Annotated in this window: 12 protein-coding genes; 5 read left to right on the top strand and 7 right to left on the bottom strand. The window is 67.9% G+C overall.

Features of this window, described 5'->3' with window-relative positions; all coding sequences use genetic code 11:
* Positions 1 to 82 precede the first annotated feature (82 nt).
* Positions 83 to 1,315, top strand: a complete 1,233-nt coding sequence (locus tag SPI01S_RS17290; RefSeq protein ID WP_066725481.1) for an SAM-dependent methyltransferase — start codon at positions 83 to 85, stop codon at positions 1,313 to 1,315.
* A gap of 22 nt (positions 1,316 to 1,337) precedes the next feature.
* Here the strand turns inward: SPI01S_RS17290 and SPI01S_RS17285 are convergent, their stop codons facing one another.
* Entirely contained in the window at positions 1,338 to 4,415 is a 3,078-nt protein-coding gene (locus tag SPI01S_RS17285) for a TonB-dependent receptor (RefSeq protein WP_066725478.1), read from the bottom strand.
* A 296-nt stretch (positions 4,416 to 4,711) separates the two neighbouring features.
* On the opposite strand from SPI01S_RS17285, the gene SPI01S_RS17280 reads away from it, so the two are divergent.
* Entirely contained in the window at positions 4,712 to 5,929 is a 1,218-nt protein-coding gene (locus tag SPI01S_RS17280) for an argininosuccinate synthase (protein ID WP_066725475.1), read from the top strand.
* Between the two features lie 34 nt (positions 5,930 to 5,963).
* Here SPI01S_RS17280 and rarD read toward each other — a convergent pair whose 3' ends face one another.
* On the bottom strand, positions 5,964 to 6,857 hold the full coding sequence (rarD, locus tag SPI01S_RS17275; RefSeq protein WP_066725472.1) for an EamA family transporter RarD: 894 nt from the start codon (positions 6,855 to 6,857) through the stop codon (positions 5,964 to 5,966).
* A 128-nt stretch (positions 6,858 to 6,985) separates the two neighbouring features.
* Between rarD and SPI01S_RS17270 the strand changes: the two genes are divergently transcribed.
* A complete protein-coding gene (locus SPI01S_RS17270; RefSeq protein ID WP_066725469.1) occupies positions 6,986 to 7,933 on the top strand; it encodes a hypothetical protein in 948 nt (315 codons plus the stop codon).
* A 6-nt stretch (positions 7,934 to 7,939) separates the two neighbouring features.
* On the opposite strand, the gene SPI01S_RS17265 is transcribed toward SPI01S_RS17270, so the two are convergent.
* Genes SPI01S_RS17265 through SPI01S_RS17245 form a run of 5 tightly spaced genes read right to left on the bottom strand, consistent with a single transcriptional unit; the run spans position 7,940 to position 12,727 of the window.
* On the bottom strand, positions 7,940 to 8,236 hold the full coding sequence (locus tag SPI01S_RS17265) for a YciI-like protein (protein WP_066725467.1): 297 nt from the start codon (positions 8,234 to 8,236) through the stop codon (positions 7,940 to 7,942).
* A gap of 2 nt (positions 8,237 to 8,238) precedes the next feature.
* A complete protein-coding gene (locus tag SPI01S_RS17260) occupies positions 8,239 to 9,540 on the bottom strand; it encodes a dihydrolipoamide acetyltransferase family protein (protein WP_066725465.1) in 1,302 nt (433 codons plus the stop codon).
* 5 nt (positions 9,541 to 9,545) lie between these two features.
* Positions 9,546 to 10,550 carry an alpha-ketoacid dehydrogenase subunit beta gene (locus tag SPI01S_RS17255; RefSeq protein WP_066725463.1) on the bottom strand — a complete coding sequence of 335 codons (1,005 nt, stop codon included), beginning with the start codon at positions 10,548 to 10,550 and terminating at the stop codon, positions 9,546 to 9,548.
* A 51-nt stretch (positions 10,551 to 10,601) separates the two neighbouring features.
* The gene (locus SPI01S_RS17250; protein ID WP_066725460.1) at positions 10,602 to 11,459 is read right to left on the bottom strand and encodes an alpha/beta hydrolase family protein; all 858 of its coding nucleotides are present in this window, start codon (positions 11,457 to 11,459) and stop codon (positions 10,602 to 10,604) included.
* Positions 11,456 to 12,727 (bottom strand): 3-methyl-2-oxobutanoate dehydrogenase (2-methylpropanoyl-transferring) subunit alpha, encoded by a 1,272-nt coding sequence (locus tag SPI01S_RS17245; protein WP_066725457.1) that lies wholly within the window; start codon positions 12,725 to 12,727, stop codon positions 11,456 to 11,458. The genes SPI01S_RS17250 and SPI01S_RS17245 overlap by 4 nt, the downstream gene beginning before the upstream one ends.
* A gap of 247 nt (positions 12,728 to 12,974) precedes the next feature.
* On the opposite strand from SPI01S_RS17245, the gene SPI01S_RS17240 reads away from it, so the two are divergent.
* On the top strand, positions 12,975 to 13,685 hold the full coding sequence (locus SPI01S_RS17240) for an ImuA family protein (RefSeq protein ID WP_066725454.1): 711 nt from the start codon (positions 12,975 to 12,977) through the stop codon (positions 13,683 to 13,685).
* Entirely contained in the window at positions 13,603 to 15,675 is a 2,073-nt protein-coding gene (locus tag SPI01S_RS17235; RefSeq protein ID WP_245653644.1) for a Y-family DNA polymerase, read from the top strand. Before SPI01S_RS17240 ends, SPI01S_RS17235 begins: the two co-directional genes overlap by 83 nt.
* Positions 15,676 to 15,680 lie beyond the last annotated feature (5 nt).

Here is a 15,680-nt window from a genome sequence, read left to right as displayed (position 1 = left end):
CCTATCCCAAGGCAGGTTGTTTTGCAGCACGCCGAAACGCAATAGGGGTACGCCCGAAACAATCGTCGCATAGTGGAGCGCCATGGCCCTGATTGATCGCTTCCTCGACCGTGCCGTGAAGCGCGGCGAGCTCACCCTGATCCGACCCGACGGCAGTTCCCGTACCTTCGGCAGCCCCGATCCCGATCTCAAGCCCGTCACGATGCGCCTGTCGAAGGGCGCCGAGGGCCGTATCGTCCGCGATCCCGCGCTGGGCGCCGCCGAGACCTATATGGACGGCAGCCTGAACCTCGAGCGCGGTGACATCCTCGACCTGCTCAACCTGGTGACCGCGAACAACGCCTGGGAGAAGAGCAATGCGGTGCTCAACCCCTCCAAGCTGAGCCTCGCCGCCGGCAAGGTCGCCCACTGGCTCGGCCGCAAGAACATGGCGCGAAAGTCGAAGCAGAACGTCGCGCACCATTACGATCTGTCGGCGCGCCTCTACGATCTCTTCCTCGACGCCGATCGGCAATATAGCTGCGCCTATTACACCGATCCGGGCAACAGCCTGGAGCAGGCCCAGGCCGACAAGAAGGCGCATATCGTCGCCAAGCTGGCGATCGAGCCCGGCATGCGCGTGCTCGACATCGGCTGCGGCTGGGGTGGCATGGCGCTCTACATCCACGCCAAGACCGGCGCCGAGGTGCTGGGCATCACGCTGTCCGAAGAGCAGCTGAAGATCGCCCGCGAACGCGCCGAGGCGGCAGGCGTGGCGGACAAGGTGAAGTTCGAGCTGATCGACTATCGCGCGCTGGAGGGGCAGTTCGATCGCATCGTCTCGGTCGGCATGTTCGAGCATGTCGGCACGCCGCAATACCGCACTTTCTTTGCCAAGTGCCGCGCGTTGATGACGCCGGAGGGCGTGATGCTGCTCCACACGATCGGGCGTGCGGGCGGGCCGGGCTATACCGATGCGTTCACGCTGAAGTACATCTTCCCCGGCGGTTATATCCCCGCGCTGTCGGAAATCGCGCAAGGCTATGAGGGGTTGCGCTATTTCCTCACCGACGTGGAGGTGCTGCGCATGCACTACGGCCATACGCTCAAGGCCTGGTACGACCGCACCGTCGCCGCGCACGATGCAATCGTCGAACTCTACGACGAGCGCTTCTACCGGATGTGGACCTATTATCTCGCGGGCTCGTACGTGAGCTTCATGAACGGCGGGCTGGTCAACTATCAGCTGCAATTCTCGCGCTCGCGCACCGCGCTGCCGATCACGCGAGACTATATGCACGAGGCCGAGGCGAAGCTGACCGCCGGCAGCCGGTGATCCCGGCTGCCGGCGGCGCGGCTCAGAAGGAGAAGCGGGCCTGGAGACGGCCCGACCGCGCCGTCTGATAGCCGGTCACCTGCCGGTAATAGGGGCTGGCGACGCCGTTGCCGTCGGTCCCATATTCGTTGAAGTCGGTCTTGGCGTGCAGGTTGAACACGTTGAACACGGTGAGGTTCAGGCCGACCTTCGACTTGCCGATTGCGGTCTCCCAGCCGATCGACAGATCGTTGCCGAACACCCAGTCGCTGGTGAACACCGATCCGCGCGGGATCAGCTTCACCGGCGCATCGGCGGCCGGCGTGGTCGGGTCGGTTGCGATCTGGCCGTTCGACAGCACGCGGCAATAGAGCCCGGCAGCACCATAGGCGCGGGCATAGGGATCGACCGAGGCCGGCACCTGGCCGATACAGCCATAGTGGCGCGGTGACGTCGCCGAGGTGCTGAAGCCGATCGTCAGGTGTTCGGTCGGCGCATAGGAACCCCACAGCTTGAACACGTGGCGGCGATCGTTCGGCGAATAGCCATAGGTGCCGTTGGTCAGGCCCGGCTGGTCGAAGTCCGTCGTCAGGCCGGTGTCGCTCTGGCCGTTGTCGGTCTTCACCCCGCCCTCGTAATTGCCCTTGGTCCAGGACAGGACATAGGAGCCGTTGAGCTCGAAGCGGCCGTCGAAGTCATGGCCGACCTCGAAGGCGATCGCCTTGTAGGTGCGCTTCGCCTCGGGGTAGCCGAGGTCCTGCGCCGAGAAGGTCACGGTCCGCACCTTCGACTCGCCGTTGATCGGCGCGGCGAGTTGGACGGTGATTGGGCGGCCCGGGTTGATCAGGACATATTGGGTGAAGCCCGTCCAGGTCTTGTCGCAGCCGCTGATGTTGTTCTTCACGCAATAGTTGTTGACCGCACGGTCGATCGCGGCGTCTTCCAGCACTTCGTTGAGCTTGGTATACATGCCGTAGACGTTGAACCGCCAGCGCCCGATCCGCTTTTCATAGCCGAGGATGAACTCGTCCTCGGATTGCGGCTTCAGCGTCTGCGACACCGCGGCGCCCACCGCGACGGGCTGGCCCGATCCGGTGACGTCGCAATTGACCACCTTGTCGTCCGGGCAGGCCGCCGCGCCCGCATAGGAAACCGGCGCCCCCAGCGTGGGGATGCCGTCGGCGCCGATGCCGGCGAGCAGGTTGGTGCGGGTGTAGAAGGTCTCGCCGCCGGTAAGGCGGATGTTGGTGTTCGATGCGACCGGCAGGTACATGCGCGAGAAGCTGCCATAGACCTTGTCGGTTCGCGCGCCGAACGGATCGAGCGTGAAGCCCAGCCGCGGCCCGAACTGCGTGCCCGATTCGTAGAAGCGCGCGCCCGCCGAATTGTTGTTGGTGAACCGGTCGCCGCGCACGCCGAGGCTGAGGTTCAGCCGTTCGTTGAACAACGCCCAGGCATCCTGGATGTAGAAGGCCTCGTTCTGCGAGGTGAAGCTGCCGATGTTCGAATAGAAGGTCTGCCGCACATAATCGGTGCCGATCGGCAGGCCGAACTGGTCGCCCTGCTTGGCGCGGTAGATGTTGTAGCTATAGCCGAGGCCGGCACCGAGCGCGCGGTTATCCGAGGAAAGATCCTCGCGGTCATAGCCGAACTTGATGTGGTGCTTGCCGAACAGGCTCAGATTGATGTCGACGTCGGCGCGATAGAATTTGCGCACATCGTTGTTGATGCCGACACCACCGCCGGCGACGGTGAGCGCCTTGCCCGGATCGATACGCGCGTCGAACACCGAGGGGACGATCTTGGAATCGGCGTTGACGCTGCGGGCGCTGCTGTTGTTCTCGCCGCGGCCATAGGCGGCGGAGAAGGTCAGCCACTTGGTCAGGATGCTGGTGTAGCGCGCGACATAGTTGCTGCCGCCCGACTTGCCGTACGTGGCCCCGGCGAACGGCCCGTCGATCTGCCTGTCGCGATCGAAGCGGACCGTCGAGGTGCTGCCATAGGTCTGTGTGGTCGAATCACCCTTGGTGCTGAAATAGGTGAATTCGAGGTGGTTCTGATCGTTGATGTAGCCATCGATCTTGCCGCCGTAGAAGGGCGAGGCGGTGTGGTAGAAGGAGCGGGAGGTGCCCTGCTTGGTCTTGGTGTTCAGGTCATATTCGGTGCCCGCGCCGACGCTGTTGTTGTCGCGCGCCTGATAGAGGCCGAAGAAGAACAGATGGTCCTTCCATATCGGGCCGGAGAGCGTGGCGGTCAGCGACTTGGAATCCGCCGAGCCGTTGACATTGTCGGTGTAGATGGTGTCGCGGGTCTTCGAGCGCAGCGCGTTGGGATTCCAGTTGTACAGCAGCATGCCGTGGAATTCGTTGCTGCCGGACTTGGTGGTGGCATTGACGAAGCCGCCGGTCGAGCGGCCGAACTCGGCCGCATAGCCCCCCGTCTTGGTCTCGACCGTCTTGTAGAAGTCGTAGGGGACTTCGACCGGCGAAAGCCCCTTGCGGAAATCGGTGATGTTCAGCCCGTTGACGAAGAACGCGTTCTCCGAAACGGCGCCGCCGTTGAACGAGGTCTGGCCCGAAAAGGCGCTCGAGCCCGCGCTTGCGCCCGGCGCAAGCTGGATCGCGGCCTGCAGGCTGCGCGCCAGCGGCAGGCGCTGGCTGACTTCGGCGAGATCGAGGACCAGGCCGGTGGTGGTGCGGTCGAAATCGGCGGTGGCGACGCGCGAGCCCTTCACCACGATTTCGCTGCTGCCTTCGGGCGCGAGCGCGAAGATGTTGCCCGTGTTGTTCGCCGAGATGCGGACGCCCGCTTCCTCGTACCCCGGATAGCCTGCCGCGGTAATGCTGAAGCTGTATGAGCCCGTCTGCATCTCCGGCAGGCTGAAATTGCCTTCCTTGTCGGTGGTTGCGGTACGGGTGAAGCCCTGGTCCTCTGATTTGGCCGATACCGTCGCGCCGACGATCGGCTTGCCTTCGGGATCGACCACCCGGCCGCTGGCGCGGACGGTCGAATAGCCTTGTGCATGGGCCAGCGTCGGCACGAGTGGAAGGATCACCAGCGTCGCACCGGCGACGGACGCACGAAGAAGGCCGCGGCAGAGCCGCAGGCGAGCGTTGTTCATGATGGTACCCCTTGTTGGCCCGACCCCCGGGCAATATCCGCGTTCGAATGTTATACGGATATCGTATACAACATAATATGTATGCTTGTTGTCAAACGGAAACTTGCTTTATTAATCAATTGCATGGATGTGTATTGGTGCGCTGCAACACGTGAATCGGTCCGTTTTGGTATCTAATGTACCGTCGATGGCATCTGCGCGGCGGCCGCCCTGTCCTGCGGGACCCCGCCACAGTTGCACCCCGGGCGCGTGCGCCGTACAGGGCGCGCGTTCCCCCATTTCGGAGTCCCTGCCCCATGTCGGATAAGATCAATCGCGTCGTCCTCGCCTATTCGGGCGGCCTGGACACGAGCGTGATCCTGAAATGGCTGCAGCAGACCTACCAGTGCGAGGTCGTCACCTTCACCGCCGATCTCGGCCAGGGCGAGGAGCTGGAGCCCGCGCGCAAGAAGGCCGAGATGGCCGGTGTGAAGCCCGAGCACATCTTCATCGAGGACGTGCGCGAGGAATTCGTGAAGGACTATGTCTTCCCGATGATGCGCGCAAATGCCTTGTATGAAGGCCTTTATCTGCTCGGCACCTCCATTGCGCGCCCGCTGATCGCCAAGCGCCAGATCGAGATCGCCAAGCTGGTCGGCGCCGACGCGGTGAGCCACGGCGCTACCGGCAAGGGCAACGACCAGGTCCGCTTCGAGCTCGGCTATTACGCGCTCAACCCGGACATCAAGGTGATCGCGCCGTGGCGCGAATGGGACCTGACCAGCCGCACCAAGCTGATCGAGTTCGCCGAATCGCACCAGATCCCGGTGACCAAGGACAAGCGCGGCGAGTCGCCCTTCTCGACCGACGCGAACCTTCTCCACACCTCGTCCGAGGGCAAGGTGCTCGAGGATCCGTGGGAGGAAGTGCCCGACTATGTCTATTCGCGCACGGTGAACCCCGAAGACGCGCCCGACCTGCCCGAGACGATCACGATCGATTTCGAGCGCGGCGACGGCGTGGCGCTGAACGGCCAGGCGATGTCGCCCGCGACGCTGCTGACCGCGCTCAACGAGCTCGGCCGCAAGCACGGCATCGGCCGGCTCGATCTGGTCGAGAACCGCTTCGTCGGCATGAAGTCGCGCGGCATGTACGAGACGCCGGGCGGCACCATCTATCACCTCGCGCATCGCGGCATCGAGCAGATCACGCTCGATCGCGGCGCGGCGCATCTGAAGGACGAGCTGGCCCCGCGCTATGCCGAGCTGATCTACAACGGCTTCTGGTTCTCGCCCGAGCGCGAGATGCTGCAGGCTGCGGTGGACTACAGCCAGGAGAAGGTCACCGGCACCGTGCGGCTGAAGCTGTACAAGGGCAGCGTGATCGTCACCGGCCGCAAGTCGCCCTATTCGCTGTACAGCGAGAAGGTCGTGACCTTCGAGGACGACCAGGGCGCGTACGACCAGCGCGACGCCGCCGGCTTCATCAAGCTCAACGCGCTGCGCCTGCGCCTGCTCGGCCGCCGCGAGGGCTGAGTCCGTTGCGCCCCTCCCGCTTGCGGGAGGGGCGTTACCCCCGCACCGCCGCGCGATAGGCCCGCAGGCTGTCCCAGGCGTAGAGCGCACAGCCCGACCAGATCAGCGCAAAGGTGGCGAAGTGCACCGGCTGTACGGCCTCGCCGAACAGCAGAACCGCTTCCAGGAATTGCAGCGTCGGCGCGATATACTGGAGCAGCCCCATGGTCGCATAGGGCAGCCGCTTGGCGGCGGCGGCGAACAGCAGCAACGGGGTCGCGGTGACGACGCCGGCCGCGATCAGCAGCAGATCGATCCGTGTCGAGCCGCCGAACGCGGCGGTGCCAGTGTGGTTCGCCCAGAGCAGCACCGCCAAGGCCGGTGGCCCGAGCAGGAGCGTCTCCACGGTCAGCCCCCCCAGCGCGTCGATCGCCGCGACCTTGCGGAGCAGGCCATAGCCGCCGAAGCTGAGCGCCAGCGCCAGCGGGATCCACAGCGCCCCGCCGCCATGCAACGTCAGCAGCAGAACGCCCATCGCGGCCAGCCCGATCGCAATGCCCTGCCAGCGCCGCAGCCGCTCACCGAGCACCATCACGCCGAGCGCGACATTGACCAGCGGGTTGATGAAATAACCGAGGCTCGCATCGAGGACATGCGCGTGCTGGACTGCCCAGATATAGACCAGCCAGTTGATCGCGATCAGCGCCGCGCTGCCGAGCAGGAACAGCAGCGTCCGCCCGCGTGCGGCGGCGGCGATGCTCCGCACCCGGCGCAGCGCCACCACGATCACCGCGAGCAGCAGGAGCGACCAGAGCACGCGGTGCGACAGCACCTGCAGCGCCGGCACCGGTTGCAGCAGGTGCAGGTAGAGGGGCAGCACGCCCCACAGGCTGTAGGCGGCGATGCCGAGAAGAAGGCCGGCGCGATCGGCGCCCTGGGGCTGGGTCATGCATCGATCGATGCGCGCTGCTGCGCTGCAGCGCAAGCCGCGACGCCTCCAGATCCACACCGCGAGGTTCGAGGGATTGCGCAGGACATGCCGGGTGATAGGCTCGGGCCATTCTCTTGGGGGGAACCATGACCGATCACGATTTGGACGTGGCACATGCCGCGCCTGTTTCCACGCCACTGCTCGCCACGCTCGCGGCCATCGCCCTGCTGGTGGTTGCCGCCATCGCCGCGCCCCTGCTGTTGCCGCCGCAGCCGCTGCCGCTGCTGATCGGCGCCGGCGCTGGCGTCGGCCTCTTGCTGTGGATCGCGGTGCTGCTGACGGCGCTGCGCGGGACGAGCATGGCCTCGCGCGGCGGTGCGGCGCTGCTGCTGGTGGCGACCGGCGCCGGCGCCGGTCTCGTCGCCAACGGCCAGTTCCAGAGCCGCGCCCGCACGGATGCGAGCAGCTTCGCCGATGTCGAGCCTGCTGCCGACGGCACGTTGCGCTTCCCGGGTGATGCCACCAGCCGCGGTCCAATCTCCCGCCAGTTCGCTGCCGTTGCCGCTGCGGAGGCGGCCGCGCAGCAAGGCTATGGCGCGGCGCTCAAGCGGCTCGGCGCCGGCGCGCTCAACAGCCCCTATCTGCTGACCCAGGATCCGCACGCGATCACCGATTGCCGGGCGTTCTCGACGCTGCGTGCCACGACCGAAACGGACGGCGCCGCCCAGGCCGAGGCGCGCGCCAAGCTGCGCCAGGCGATCGCCGACGCGCGGCTGCCCGACGTCGCGAAGCGCGGCATCGCCACCATGGCCGGCACCGACGGCGCCGATCCGCGCCTCACCAACCGGCTGGCGATGCTCGATGCGACGCACCAGCTCTGCCAGCTGCTCGCCAAGCGGAGCTGGTTCAACGCGAACGGCCTGTTCGGCTTCCAAGTCGCCGCAGACGATACGGCGTATCGACAGATCCAGGATCAACGCCAGCGGCTGGCCGCCGAGGCGGAGCAGCTCGATCGCGGCGCGCGCGACCGGATGCTGGCGGGCCGCGAATCGGTGCGCGACGCGCTCAGCCAGTCGATCTTCTTCGCGCAGTAAGCGCGGTCAGGGGCGGATCGGCGTCGCCGCGTCCACCCCGGCCACCGTGGCCCAGGGCACCACGTCCCAATGGGTAACGATGCCTTCGGTCACATAGGGATCCTGCTCGGCAAAGGCGCGCGCCGCAGCCGAATCGGTGAACAGCAGCAGCGCGCTTTCCGGCGGGTCGCCGACTGCGCCGCCAAGGATCAACGTGCCCGCATCCGCCGCCGCCCAGGCAAGCGCGAGATGCGCCTCCCGCAAGGCACCCCGGCGCTCCAGATAGTCGGGCGCCAGGGTGTAGCGGAGCAGGAAGTGCGCCACGCTCAGTCGGCGAACAGCAGGACCGGCGTCTCCAGCAGCTTCTTCACCGCCTGGACGAAGCTCGCCGCATCCCAGCCGTCGACGACGCGGTGGTCGCAGCTGATCGACAGGTTCATCAGCTTGGCGCGGACGATGTCGTCCCCGTGGAAGACGGGACGTTCGACGATCTTGTTCGGGCCGATGATCGCCACTTCGGGCCGGTTGATCACCGGCGTCGTCGCGATGCCGCCCAGCGGCCCCAGCGAGGTGACGGTCAGCGTCGAGCCGCTCAGCTCTTCCGACTTGGCCTTGCCGGTGCGCGCGGCGTCGGCGAGGCGGGTGATCTCGCTCGCCAGCTGCCAGACATTCTTGTCCTGCGCATCGCGGATCACCGGCACCATCAGCCCCGCATCGGTCTGCGTCGCCATGCCGAGATGGAGGCGGCCATGGCGTGTGACCACGCCGGCCTCGTCGTCATAGCGGGCGTTGAGCATCGGGAAGTCGGGCAGCGTGCGGCACAGCGCCACGATCAGCAACGGCAGCAGGGTCAGCTTGGGGCGCTGGCCGCGATTGGCGTTGAGATCGGCGCGCATCGCTTCCAGCGCGGTGACGTCGATCTCGTCGACATAGGTGAAATGCGGGATGGCGCGCTTCGACGCGGCCATGTTCTCGGCGATGCGGCGGCGCATGCCGATCACCTTCACCGGCTGATCCTCGCGGGCGCGGCTGGCATGGGGCGCGTGATAGCCCTGGCCGCTGCCATAGCGCAGGAACGCGTCGAGATCGGCGTGGCGGAGGCGGTCGCCCTCGGCGGGCTTCACCTGCGCGAGGTCGATGCCGAGGTCCGCCGCGCGGGCGCGCACGGCCGGGGAGGCGAGGACGTGCGCCTTCTCCCTCTCCCCTTCAGGGGAGAGGGGCGGGGTGTGGGGCATGGCTTCCACGGGCGACGGTGCTGGTGGAGAGTCCCCCACCCCAACCCCTCCCCTGAAGGGGAGGGGCTTTTCTTCCGTCGCTTCCTCGACGCCGGGATTCTCGGCCTCGACCTGCTCCTCGACCGGCGTCTCTGCCTCAGCCGCAGCCTCACCCTCGACTTCGATCACCATCAGCGCCGAGCCGATCGGCACCTGGTCGCCCACCTCGCCGGCGAGTTCGACCACCACGCCGGAGACGGGCGATTCCATCTCCACCGTGGCCTTGTCGGTCATCATGTCGGCGACCTGCTGGTCCTCTTCGACCCGGTCGCCGATCTTCACGTGCCAGGCGACGATCTCGGCCTCGGCAATGCCTTCGCCGATGTCCGGCAGACGAAAGGTAAAACGAGCCATGGGCGTCAGTCCTTGAGGAGTTTGTTGAGCGCCTCGCGGATCCGCACGGGACCCGGGAAATAGGCCCATTCGAGGCTGTGGGGATAGGGCGTGTCGAAGCCGGTGACGCGGGCGATCGGCGCTTCGAGATGGTAGAAGCAGCGCTCCTGCACCAGCGCCGAAAGCTCGGCGCCGAAGCCGGAAGTGCGCGTCGCCTCGTGGACGATCATGCAGCGCCCGGTCTTCCTGACCGAGGCTTCGATCGCCTCGATGTCGAGCGGCACCAGCGTGCGCAGGTCGATGATCTCGGCGTCGACGCCCAGTTCCTCGATCGTCGCGGCGACCACGTGCACCATCGTGCCGTAGCAGAGGATCGTCACGGCCTCGCCCGGGCGCACCGTCGCCGCCTTGCCGAGTTCGACGCGGTAATGCCCCTCGGGCACTTCGCTCGCCGGATGCGCGGTCCAGTTCCTGGCCGGGCGATCATAATGGCCGTCGAACGGGCCGTTATAGATGCGCTTGGGCTCGAGGAAGAGGACGGGGTCGTTGTCCTCGATCGCGGCGATCAGCAGGCCCTTGGCGTCATAGGGCGTCGACGGGATCACCGTCTTGATGCCGGAAACGTGCGTGAAGATGCCTTCGGGCGACTGGCTGTGCGTCTGCCCGCCGAAGATGCCGCCGCCATAGGGCGAGCGCACCGTGATCGGCGCGGTGAAATCGCCGTTCGAGCGATAGCGCAGCCGCGCCGCCTCGGAGACGAGCTGGTCGAGCGCGGGGTAGATGTAATCGGCGAACTGGATCTCGGGCACGGGCCTGAGGCCATAGGCGCCCATGCCGATCGCCACGCCGATGATGCCGATCTCGGTGATCGGCGTGTCGAACGCGCGGGTCTTGCCGTATTTGGCCTGGAGCCCGGCGGTCGCGCGGAACACGCCGCCGAAATAGCCGACATCCTCGCCCATCACGACGACCTGGTCGTCGCGCGCCATCATCACGTCCATGGCGGAGTTGATCGCCTGGATCATGTTCATGCGGGGAGCGGCTGCTTGGCTTGGCTGCATCGTCTTTTCATCACTCATGGGTCAGCCTCCCCGCACGATGAAGCGGTCGCCCGGCGCCGCCTGGTAGGCGGCAAGCGCCGCGCGGGCCTTGCCGTCGCCCCGGCCATGGGCCGCGAGGAACAGGCGCGCAGGCGGGAGTGCGCGCGCGAACACGGCATCGGCACCACCGACCAGTTCGTGCCCGGCCCCATCCAGGACGAGGCCGTATTTCGCCTCGGCAGGTGCGGTTTCGATGGGAAAAAGATGATCGGCGGGATCGGTCACCAGGCCCGGTACGGTGTCGGCGGTGCCGGTGACGATCATCGCAGGAACGGCCAATGTGGCATAGGCCTGAGGCTGGATCAGCCCCGGAATCTTGCCCGGTGTGGAGAAGCCCAGCACCGCGTGGACGGTAGGAGCGCGATAGCTGCCGATCTGCGGGAGTGCGCCGCCCAGGCACAGGGCCGAGAGCGTGCCGAAGCTGTGGCCCACGGCTACCACCGGCAGCTTCGGATAGCGCGCGGCGGCATGATCGATCGCAGCATTCAAATCGGCAAGGCGCTCGGGAAAGCTGGCCGCCCGGCTGAATGCGGCGCGATCGGGATGGTGCATCGAATCGACGTGCAGCGGGGCCAGCACCACATAGCCCTGCATCGCCAGCTCGGCGCTCAGCCGCGCATAACGTTCCGGCCACGAGCCATGGCCGGTGGAGAACAGGGCCACACCGATGGGCTTGGCCCGCGCGGCACGCGTCACGATCAGCCGCGTCTGCCGCTTGCCTACGGGGAGCGGCAGGTCTTCGGTAAGGACGGTTATATTCCCAGCGGCCAGCACCGGCCCGGCCATGCCGAGCGCGAGCCCGGCGGCGAGCAGCGCACGGCGGTCGATGGGGGCGCTCATATGCCCGCGGCCTTGCGCTCGGCGATCATCTGGTCGCTCTGTTCCTTCAAATGCCAGGGCATGTGCTCGAACACGCCTTCGAACATGGTCTCGAACGGCTGGTGCATGCCGTGGCCGAGGATGCCGTTCTTCTCGGCCTCCTTCTGGGCGCGCTTCACCGTCTCGGCGAGTTCGAGGTCCATCGCCGCCTGGCGTTCCTCGTCCCATTCGCCGAGACCGATCAGATGGTCCTTCAGCCGCCGGATCGGATCGCCGAGCGGCCAGGCATTGGTCTCGCCGGCCGAGCGATAGGCGCTGGGATCGTCCGAGGTGGAGTGGCCCTCGGCGCGGTAGGTGAAATGTTCGATCAGCGTCGGGCCCTGGTTGGTCCGCGCGCGCTCGGCCGCCCACTCCGTCGCGGCATAGACCGCCAGCGCATCGTTGCCGTCCACCCGCAGCCCGGCGATGCCATAGCCGATCGCGCGCGCCGCGAAGGTGGTCGCCTCGGCACCCGCGAAGCCGGAGAAGCTCGAGATCGCCCACTGGTTGTTGACGACGTTGAAGATCACCGGTGCGCGGTAGACGGTGGCGAAGGTCAGCGCCGAGTGGAAGTCGCCTTCCGCGGTCGACCCTTCGCCGCACCAGGTGGCGGCGATGCGGGTGTCGCCGCGCGCCGCGCTCGCCATCGCCCAACCCACCGCCTGCGGATATTGCGTGGCGAGGTTGCCGGAGATCGAGAAGAAGCCGGTCTCCTTCGACGAATACATGATCGGCAGCTGCCGGCCCTGCAGCGGATCGCCGCGGTTCGAGTAGATCTGGTTCATCATCTCGACCAACGGATAGCCGCGCGTGATCAGGATGCCCTGCTGGCGATAGCTGGGGAAGCACATGTCGTCGCCGGCCATCGCGAGCGCGGCCGAGACCGACACGGCCTCCTCGCCGGTCGACTTCATGTAGAAGCTGGTCTTGCCCTGGCGCTGGGCGCGGAACATGCGCTCGTCGAACGCGCGGGTGAGCGCCATGCTGCGCAGCATCTTGCGCTTGGCTTCCGCATCGAGCCGCGGATCCCAGGGGCCGACGGCGTTGCCTGCGTCATCGAGGACGCGGATCAGACCGTAGGACAGTTCGTGGAATCGATCGGCCGGCTCGGCGGTGTCCGGGCGGCGCGCGGCGCCGGCGGGGGGCACGACAAGATCGCTGAAATCGGCCTCGTCGCCGGGGCGAAAGCGCGGCTCGGGCACATGCAGCGATAGCGGCGGCAGGTTGGCGCGCGGGGCGTCCACCGTCATGGTCTCTCCATCAAATACGGCCGTGTCGCCACGGACAACGCACGGACTCGAATTGCGCGGACGTGTTATAAAATTTCAACGAGCCTGTCGAGATGGGTCAGCAGCGCTGGCCTAAAAATTTGGGACACGGAGTGCGATTGACTCCGTGCTGAATTAGAACAAAATAGGAACGAACGAGTCGGACCTGTCATCCATCCTCGAGCGAGTCGCCGTGCCCGATCCTGCCACTCTCGACCAGTTGCGCGCAATGCTCAGCGCCATCGACGGCACCGGATTCCGTCGCCGCCCGGTGCTGCCGTTCGGGCTGGAGCGGGTCGATTCGCGGCTGGCGGACGGGGGCCTGCGGCTCGACGCACTACACGAGATTTCGGGCGCCACGCCCGACCTGACCGACGATTGCGCCGCCACCACCTTCCTCGGCGGCATCGCCGCGCGCTGCTGGGGGCCGGTGCTGTGGGTGGTGCGGCGGCGCGACCTCTTCGCTCCCGGGCTGGCGCAGGTGGGGCTCGATCCCAAGCGGGTGATCTATGCCGAGGCGCGCGACGACGACGAACTGCTCGCGATCATGGAGGAGGGGCTGCGCCATCGCGGGCTCGGCGCGGTGATCGGCGAAGTGAAGCGCGTCGCCATGCCGGCGACGCGGCGGCTGCAATTGGTGGCGGAGGGCGGGCGCACGATCGCGTTGCTGCTCAAGCGCCATGCCCGCGAGGGGAGCGATCCGCTGGCAGCGCCGTCCGCCGCGGTGACGCGCTGGCGGATCGGCTGCGCGCCCTCGGCGCCGTTGCCGGTGGAGGGGGTGGGCCGGCCGCGCTGGGACGTGTCGCTGGCGCGGCAACGGGGGGGAGAAGCATTCCAACTCTTGGTGGAGGCCTGCGATGCAACGGGTCGCTGCGCTCTTCCTGCCCCACTGGTCGCTCGACCGCGTGCGGCGGGCGGAGCGGCGCGCGCCGCCGCCTGAGCGGGCGCACCCTCTTTCTCCCGACGCGCTCGGCCCGGTGCAGGCCATTGCCGCCGCCGAACAGGATGCCGCCTGCTCGGTGCAGCGCGGCGGCGGCTGGCGGCCGGGCGCGCGCTGGGCGCGGGGCGAACGCGACGCCGCGATCGCCGCGCTGCCCCCGCACCAGCGGCCGCCGCTGCGCGAGCTCGGCCGGCGCAGCGAGGCGGCGGACCCGGTCTTCAAGCGGATGCGGCCCGACGAGGGTGGCGCGATGGCGGGCGGCGGGGTGGTGCGGTTGCCGCTGGCGGGGCGCGATGCTGCGCCGTCAGTTGCGGCGTCTGCCCGAACCACCCTTGCACCGTCATCCCCGCGAAGGCGGGGATCCATTGACTCATCGGGCGAAGATGGCGCCGCAACGGCGCGGCGAATGGATCCCCGCCTGCGCGGGGATGACGGTGGGGGGCGGGGTGAGCGCCGGAGTCGCGCGCGGCCAGCATTGGCGGACGCACCCGATGCCCCCCGCGTCCTCTCCCGCCGCATCGGCAGCCGCAGCGCGGTAACCGCCGCCTGCCCCGCGGCAATGGCCGCAGGCATCCGCATCGGCATGGCGCTCACCCAGGCGCGCGCGCTGGTGCCCGAACTGCGCATCGACCCCGCCGACCCGGACGGCGACCATGCCGATCTCGAACGGCTGGCGCACAGCCTCGCCCGGCGCTGGTCGCCGAGCGTCAGTATCGCCGGCGACGACCTGCTGTTGCTCGACCTGACCGGCGTCGCCCACCTCCATGGCGGGGAGGCCAGAATGCTGCGCCGGCTGCACGCCCTGCTCGCGCGGACAGGCTTTGCCAGCCGGATCGCGGTTGCCGATACCGCCGGCAGCGCCCGGGCCTTGGCCCGGTTCCGTGCCAGCCCGCTGCTGTGCTGCCCGCCCGGCGAGCATGGCGCATGGCTCGCCCCCCTGCCCGTCGAGGCGCTGCGGCTGGAAAGCGATGCCACCGCCCTGCTCCAGCGGCTGGGCGTCGACAGCATCGGCCAGCTCGCCGCGCTCCCCCGCGCGCCTTTGGTCCGCCGCTTCGGCACCGTCATCGCCGCGCGGCTCGACCAGGCACTGGGGCGCATCCCGGAGCCGGTAACCCCGGTCATCCCGCCCGAGCCGATCGCCGTCACCCAGCGCTTCGCCGAACCGATCGCCACGCCCGAAGCGATCGCGCACTGGCTGGGCGACCTCGTCCGCCGCCTGGCCGAAGCGCTGGCGGAAGCGGGGCAGGGTGCGCGCCGGATCGGGCTGGTCGCCGACCGCGTCGACGGCGTGCCGCAGCGGATCGGCATCGGCCTCGCCCGCGCCAGCCGCGATCCTGCGCACCTGCTCCGCCTGCTTGCCCGCCGGATCGACAGCATCGAGCCCGGCTATGGCCTAGACGCGATGACGCTGCATTTGCTGCGCAGCGAACCGCTGGGTGCGCTGCCGGTGGACGAGCGGCTCGATGCCGAGACGGTGCCCGATCTCGCACCGCTGATCGACGCGCTGGCGACGCGGATCGGCATGGCGCGGCTGTGGCGGATGCAGGCAGTGGAAAGCGACGTGCCCGAGCGCTCGGCCGCGGCCCTCCCGCCGCTCGACCCGCCCGAGCGCGAAGCGCCGCCGATGAAGGCTGACGATGTCCGCCGGCTGGATCGCAACGCCCCGCTGCCGCCCTGGCATCCCGATTGGCCGCGCCCGATCCGCCTGCTGCGCCGGCCCGAACGGCTCGACCATGTCCTTGCCGAACTGCCCGACCAGCCGCCGCGCCGCTTCACCTGGCGCGGCGAGCGGCACGAGGTGGTCCGCGCCGACGGGCCCGAGCGGATCCATGGCGAATGGTGGAAGCGCGCCGCCGAGACCCATGCCACGCGCGACTATTTCCGCGTCGAGGACGAGCGCGGCCGCCGCTACTGGCTGTTCCGCCAGGGCGATGGCGAGCGTGGCGTCACCGGCGATCTCAGCTGGTACCTCCACGGCCTGTTCGGGTGAGCGCG

The sequence above is a fragment of the Sphingomonas pituitosa NBRC 102491 genome (assembly GCF_001598435.1).
Taxonomy (GTDB): domain Bacteria; phylum Pseudomonadota; class Alphaproteobacteria; order Sphingomonadales; family Sphingomonadaceae; genus Sphingomonas; species Sphingomonas pituitosa.
The sequence above is the reverse complement of the archived record's forward strand: the minus strand, read 5'-3'. Positions and strand labels throughout refer to the sequence as shown.

What these genes read in the sequence shown, in the direction of transcription:
- SPI01S_RS17290 (WP_066725481.1), top strand. Translation starts at nt 83, where the DNA reads ATGGCCCTGATTGATCGCTTCCTCGACCGTGCCGTGAAGCGCGGCGAG.
- SPI01S_RS17285 (WP_066725478.1), bottom strand. Translation starts at nt 4,415, where the DNA reads ATGAACAACGCTCGCCTGCGGCTCTGCCGCGGCCTTCTTCGTGCGTCC.
- SPI01S_RS17280 (WP_066725475.1), top strand. Translation starts at nt 4,712, where the DNA reads ATGTCGGATAAGATCAATCGCGTCGTCCTCGCCTATTCGGGCGGCCTG.
- rarD (WP_066725472.1), bottom strand. Translation starts at nt 6,857, where the DNA reads ATGACCCAGCCCCAGGGCGCCGATCGCGCCGGCCTTCTTCTCGGCATC.
- SPI01S_RS17270 (WP_066725469.1), top strand. Translation starts at nt 6,986, where the DNA reads ATGACCGATCACGATTTGGACGTGGCACATGCCGCGCCTGTTTCCACG.
- SPI01S_RS17260 (WP_066725465.1), bottom strand. Translation starts at nt 9,540, where the DNA reads ATGGCTCGTTTTACCTTTCGTCTGCCGGACATCGGCGAAGGCATTGCC.
- SPI01S_RS17255 (WP_066725463.1), bottom strand. Translation starts at nt 10,550, where the DNA reads ATGAACATGATCCAGGCGATCAACTCCGCCATGGACGTGATGATGGCG.
- SPI01S_RS17250 (WP_066725460.1), bottom strand. Translation starts at nt 11,459, where the DNA reads ATGAGCGCCCCCATCGACCGCCGTGCGCTGCTCGCCGCCGGGCTCGCG.
- SPI01S_RS17245 (WP_066725457.1), bottom strand. Translation starts at nt 12,727, where the DNA reads ATGACGGTGGACGCCCCGCGCGCCAACCTGCCGCCGCTATCGCTGCAT.
- SPI01S_RS17240 (WP_066725454.1), top strand. Translation starts at nt 12,975, where the DNA reads ATGCTCAGCGCCATCGACGGCACCGGATTCCGTCGCCGCCCGGTGCTG.
- SPI01S_RS17235 (WP_245653644.1), top strand. Translation starts at nt 13,603, where the DNA reads ATGCAACGGGTCGCTGCGCTCTTCCTGCCCCACTGGTCGCTCGACCGC.